The organism is Pontibacterium sp. (assembly GCF_041587635.1).
Taxonomy (GTDB): Bacteria; Pseudomonadota; Gammaproteobacteria; order Pseudomonadales; family Balneatricaceae; genus Pontibacterium.
The window spans coordinates 1-4,669 of record NZ_JBFGYC010000324.1 but is presented as its reverse complement, the minus strand read 5'-3'; the positions used below and the strand labels follow the sequence as shown (position 1 = coordinate 4,669).

3 protein-coding genes and 1 pseudogene are annotated in these 4,669 nt (G+C 49.9%); 1 reads left to right on the top strand and 3 read right to left on the bottom strand.

Annotated features, from left to right (window positions below; genetic code table 11):
- From ABYW01_RS14620 to ABYW01_RS14610, 3 genes and pseudogenes are all read right to left on the bottom strand, one after another.
- Positions 1–864, bottom strand: a pseudogene (locus ABYW01_RS14620) (hypothetical protein); the annotation flags it as partial.
- 217 nt (positions 865–1,081) lie between these two features.
- On the bottom strand, positions 1,082–1,954 hold the full coding sequence (locus ABYW01_RS14615) for a DMT family transporter (RefSeq protein ID WP_372833973.1): 873 nt from the start codon (positions 1,952–1,954) through the stop codon (positions 1,082–1,084).
- 66 nt (positions 1,955–2,020) lie between these two features.
- Complete coding sequence (locus tag ABYW01_RS14610) at positions 2,021–2,482, bottom strand: Lrp/AsnC family transcriptional regulator (protein WP_193954617.1); 462 nt, start codon at positions 2,480–2,482, stop codon at positions 2,021–2,023.
- Positions 2,483–2,969: 487 nt separating this feature from the next.
- Here ABYW01_RS14610 and putP point away from each other — a divergent pair, with 487 nt between their 5' ends.
- Positions 2,970–4,436, top strand: a complete 1,467-nt coding sequence (gene putP, locus ABYW01_RS14605) for a sodium/proline symporter PutP (protein WP_372833970.1) — start codon at positions 2,970–2,972, stop codon at positions 4,434–4,436.
- Positions 4,437–4,669: the final 233 nt, after the last annotated feature.

The window sequence follows — 4,669 nt, the reverse complement described above, 5'->3', positions numbered from 1 at the left end:
GGGCCAGTCGCCTCCCCAGTCAGCGATACGATCCAGCCGGTTGCGAGAGGATTTGATGATCGAAATGCTGCCTTTAAATTCCGGCAACAGTCTGGGAATGACGTTATTTAATACTTCGCTGGCTTCATCCAGTGTGGAGCACGCATTAAGCAAGCCGCCAAAGGTTTGCAGTATAGAGATCTCGGTGGTGCGATCTTCAACGCGTTTTTCGAGCAGTTGCTGCTCGTTCTGAACCGTTCGTTTCATAATGCGGGCACCGAACAAGCCTAATGCCAAAACAGCCGCGATGCTTAGGACGCCCGTTAAGAGCAGTGTTTCTCTCAGCTCATAGATGGCTGCATAAATAGAGGACTGCGAGCGTGCGATACGGGCAATAATAGGGTGTGCTAAATGTGAGTTATTATCCGTGTAATGTCCCTCGTTAGAGCGAACGGCCACATATAACATATCAGTGGAGAGCGTAGCGCTGTAGCGTTCGGCAATTCCTTTTCCGTTGGCCAGCGCGAGTTGTATTTCTTCCCTATCAGCGTGATTTTCGATGTGTGATAGCTGGTCGAAACTTATATCTGAATCTCCAAGAACTCTGCCGTTGGCATCTATATAGGTGACGCGAAAATCACCCGCATGTGCAATATTTTCTGCCAGTTTCTGAAATGAACGAATAACGTGCTGTTCACCCTGAGTATCGATTGTTTCCAGTGTTCTAACGGACTCAAGTGATGCCATAGCCAGCGTGTTCAGTTCATTTTTGTTGCGCTCAATCAGCTGGGACTCAAGGTAAGTCTCTACAAGGATAAATGTGACGGTGCTAACCAGGAGCATGACGGCCAGTGGGATAGCAACAATTTTGTGCTGGATTTTCATATTAACCTTAATCCTTGAAGGGTTTTTGAAAACAACAACTTAGCGTGTGTTTGTTAATCCAGTCATTATAGACGTTCTGCGAAAAGAGCAAGAATTGTTTCATTGTCGTTCCATAACAAAAGCGTCACAAATGAAGGTGTTAGCGCTGATGTACGGCACCTGATAGGGTCGTCATACGCGGGAGTTAAGGCAGGTGAGGCAATCTTGCGTTCGCTATTTATGCACGTTTGAATTGCCCGATGACGACGCCACCGATAATCAGAACTAAGCCAATAACAGTTGAGATCATCACCGGTTCCCCGACGATAGCGGCGAGAAGGATTAATGATATTGGCGGTGACAAGTAGACCAGATTACTCAGCTGTGCAGTATTGGTGCTCAGGCGTAATGCATTCATCCAAAGCAGAAACGCGAATCCCATCTCAAAGGTACCAATATAGATGCCGCCGCCGATCGCCGGCCACGGAATGGCATTGAAACCATCCTGCCATATCATCAGCACTGTCAGAATGGGCAAACTCAGGCTAAAGCACAGGAGCAGGGATGCGACGGCATCACGGGGTTTGCGGGTATTCAGAATCCAATAGCTGGCAAAAAAGATTGAGCTACCTGCTCCCAGTGCTACGCCAAGCGGGTTCTGAAAATCCAGCGCCAGCAGGTCTCCTTGGGTGGCGATCACCAGTACGCCGGTATAGGCGATGAGTACGCTGATACCGTTCATGACCGTAAAACGCTGGCCTAAAAATGGCACCGCCAGAATACTCAGCACCACCGCCCACGTGTAGTTCAGGGCTTGTGCTTGTTGTGCCGGTAACATGTCGTAGGCGGCGAACAATATTAGGTAGTAAGCGGTGGGGTTGAGTGCTGATAGCAGCATGAAATAGCCCGGCGATTCGCGCATATAATCGCGTGCCAACGAGAGCTTTCCCTGCATGGCGGCGGCTATAATGAGGATGCCGCAACTGGTCGCAACTGCCAGCCAAAGCATCTGGAGTGGAGTGATCAGCGACAGGGTCAGTTTAAATGCACTGGCAACAGTGGACCACATCAATACGCAGCCCAAAGCCAGCAAAACGGCTTTGCGGTTCAAAGTAATTCCTTAGTGATGCTTCAATCGAAAAGCGTTTAGGCGATTTGCCTGCCAGATGAGCTCGGGTCAGAGCAGTTTGGCTTCTATATCTTTGACATCTTCCATCACCACAAAGGTGCTGGTCTGTGTGACATGGGGCAGGGAGGAGATCTTTTCACCCAGCACCGCGCGGTAAGACTCCATATCGGTGGTGCGGACCTTGAGCAAGTAATCAAAATTAGCGGCGATCATATGGCATTGCTCGATTTCAGGGATGGCGCGAACTGCGTCATTGAAGGCTTTTAACGCTTTGGTTTTTGTATCGTTAAGAGAAACCTGTACGAAGGCGACATGCTTAGTCCCCAGTTTTTTCTGATCAACCAGTGCGATATAGCCCAGAATGTAGCCTTGTTCTTCCAGTCGCTTCATACGGATCTGGCAAGGGGTTTTGGACAAGCCGACACGGGATGCCAGTTCGGTGACTGTCACGCGGGCATTTTTCTGAAGTTCGCGCAGAATCGCCAGATCAAGCTTGTCCAATTTATCCATTGATGTGCCACTTTATAGTTGTTTGTACATTCGAAGGTTAATAATTCGAAGCATACGGCTGCTTGTTGAAAAAATACAGTAAAAATAGACTGACGCTTTATTTGTCCCTGGGTGGGTGGATAAGCCTGTTGGAAGGGTGGATTGGGTAATTTTTCTAACAGTATTAAGGACTTCCGAAAGGGATCAATAGAGTTGGGCGTGCCTGAGTATGACGTGATCAGGACAAATACCTGTTTTTATATGATTAGAGGGGTGTTACGACTTTCTAAGGGTGTAAAATTGAGCGTATGAACTTTCGTTGTTTGTGAATTAGGACAATCGCCTTGAACTTTGTCTATAAGCTATCTCCCAGTGTGCTTGCCTGTCAGCAGCGGCGAAGATCCCGCGCTAATACATGCTCATACAGTGATGAAGAAAAGGCGTCATCCGGGCTGCCTGCTCTGTCCAAACCTATAATAACCATAACGTAACTAAGAGGTTTCATTTCATGGTAACCCTTACCTTTATTGTTTACCTGATCTTGATGCTGGCGATCGGCGTCGTGGCGTACCGTCGTACGCAGGATCTATCCGACTACGTACTGGGTGGTCGTAATCTGGGTCCAATCCCAAGTGCACTGAGTGCTGGCGCATCCGATATGAGTGGCTGGCTGCTGATGGGCTTGCCGGGCTACGCAATGTCTGCAGGCTACGGGTCCTTCTGGCTGGCGGGTGGCCTGCTGGTCGGTACGTGGCTGAACTGGTTGCTGGTTGCTCAGCGCCTGCGTGTTTACTCCTATAAAGCGGACAACGCGCTGACTCTGCCTGCTTTCTTTGAAAAGCGTTTTGAAGATAGCAGCCACAGTTTGCGTGTGGTATCAGCAGTATTTGTACTGGTGTTCTTCATGTTCTACACCAGCTCCGGTCTGGTGGCGGGTGGTAAGCTGTTTGAAACCGTATTCGGTTTTGACTACACCATTGCGGTCCTTGTGGGTGCTGCGGCGGTGATCTCCTACACCCTGTTTGGTGGTTTCCTTGCAGTATCCTGGACGGACGTGGTTCAGGGGTTGTTGATGGTCGGTGCACTGATTCTGGTGCCGCTGATCGCCATGGGCGAGATCGGAGGCTTGAGCGGTACGCTGGCGGCAGTGGAGGCGAAAAATCCTGAGCTGCTGAATATGTTTACCAACGCGGACGGCACCAGCATTACCGTGATCGGTACGTTGTCTTTGCTGGGTTGGGGTCTGGGTTACTTCGGTCAGCCACACATTCTGGCGCGTTTCAAAGGTATCAAGAGCAAAGACGCGGTACCGGCTGCACGTCGTATTGCGGTGATCTGGTCTGCAATCTCTATGGTGGGTGCTTGTCTGATCGGTCTGGCAGCAATTGGTTACCTGCCTGAAGGCCTGGGCGATAACGAAACCGTATTTATGGTGCTGGTTGATGCACTGTTCCACCCAGCAATCGCGGGTGTATTGCTGGCAGCAATTCTGGCGGCAGTGATGTCTACCGCAGATTCCCAGCTGTTGGTGTCCTCTTCCGCATTGGCAGAAGATTTCTACAAAGCACTGTTCAACCAAAATGCGACTCAGGAAAAACTGGTGCAGGTTGGTCGAATCGCCGTGGTTGTGATCGCTGTTATTGCGACGTTCCTTGCGCTGGATAAAGACTCTAAAGTTCTGGCGTTGGTGTCCTATGCATGGGCAGGTTTTGGTGCGGCATTTGGTCCTGCGCTGATTATGTCCCTGTACTGGAAGCGTATGAATAAAGCGGGTGCACTGGCCGGTATCATCGTTGGTGGTGTGACTGTCGTGGTTTGGAAGCAGCTGAGCGGTGGTCTGTTTGATCTGTATGAGATCATTCCGGGCATCATCTTTGCCTTCGTTGCAATCATCGTTGCGACGCTGGCAACTGCGCCTCCAGCACGTTCTATCGAACAGCGCTTCGAAGAAGTAGAAGCTGATATCAAAGGCTGATCTGCTGATTCACTAAGCTAGGCTTTTAGAAAACCCCGTTCACTTCGGTGAGCGGGGTTTTTTGTTGTCTAAATTTTGAGGTGGTGGTGTTTTGTTGGGAATCGCTGGCGCTCGTCCCATATATGGTCTCCTCCCAGTTTGCAAAGGCTCTATGCTTCGATGACGTGGCAGGTTGCTGCCATATATCCGGCCTGTTTAACGAAGTCTTTGTCACTTCTGGCCTTGATGAACAT

What these genes read in the sequence shown, in the direction of transcription:
- ABYW01_RS14610 (WP_193954617.1), bottom strand. Translation starts at nt 2,482, where the DNA reads ATGGATAAATTGGACAAGCTTGATCTGGCGATTCTGCGCGAACTTCAG.
- putP (WP_372833970.1), top strand. Translation starts at nt 2,970, where the DNA reads ATGGTAACCCTTACCTTTATTGTTTACCTGATCTTGATGCTGGCGATC.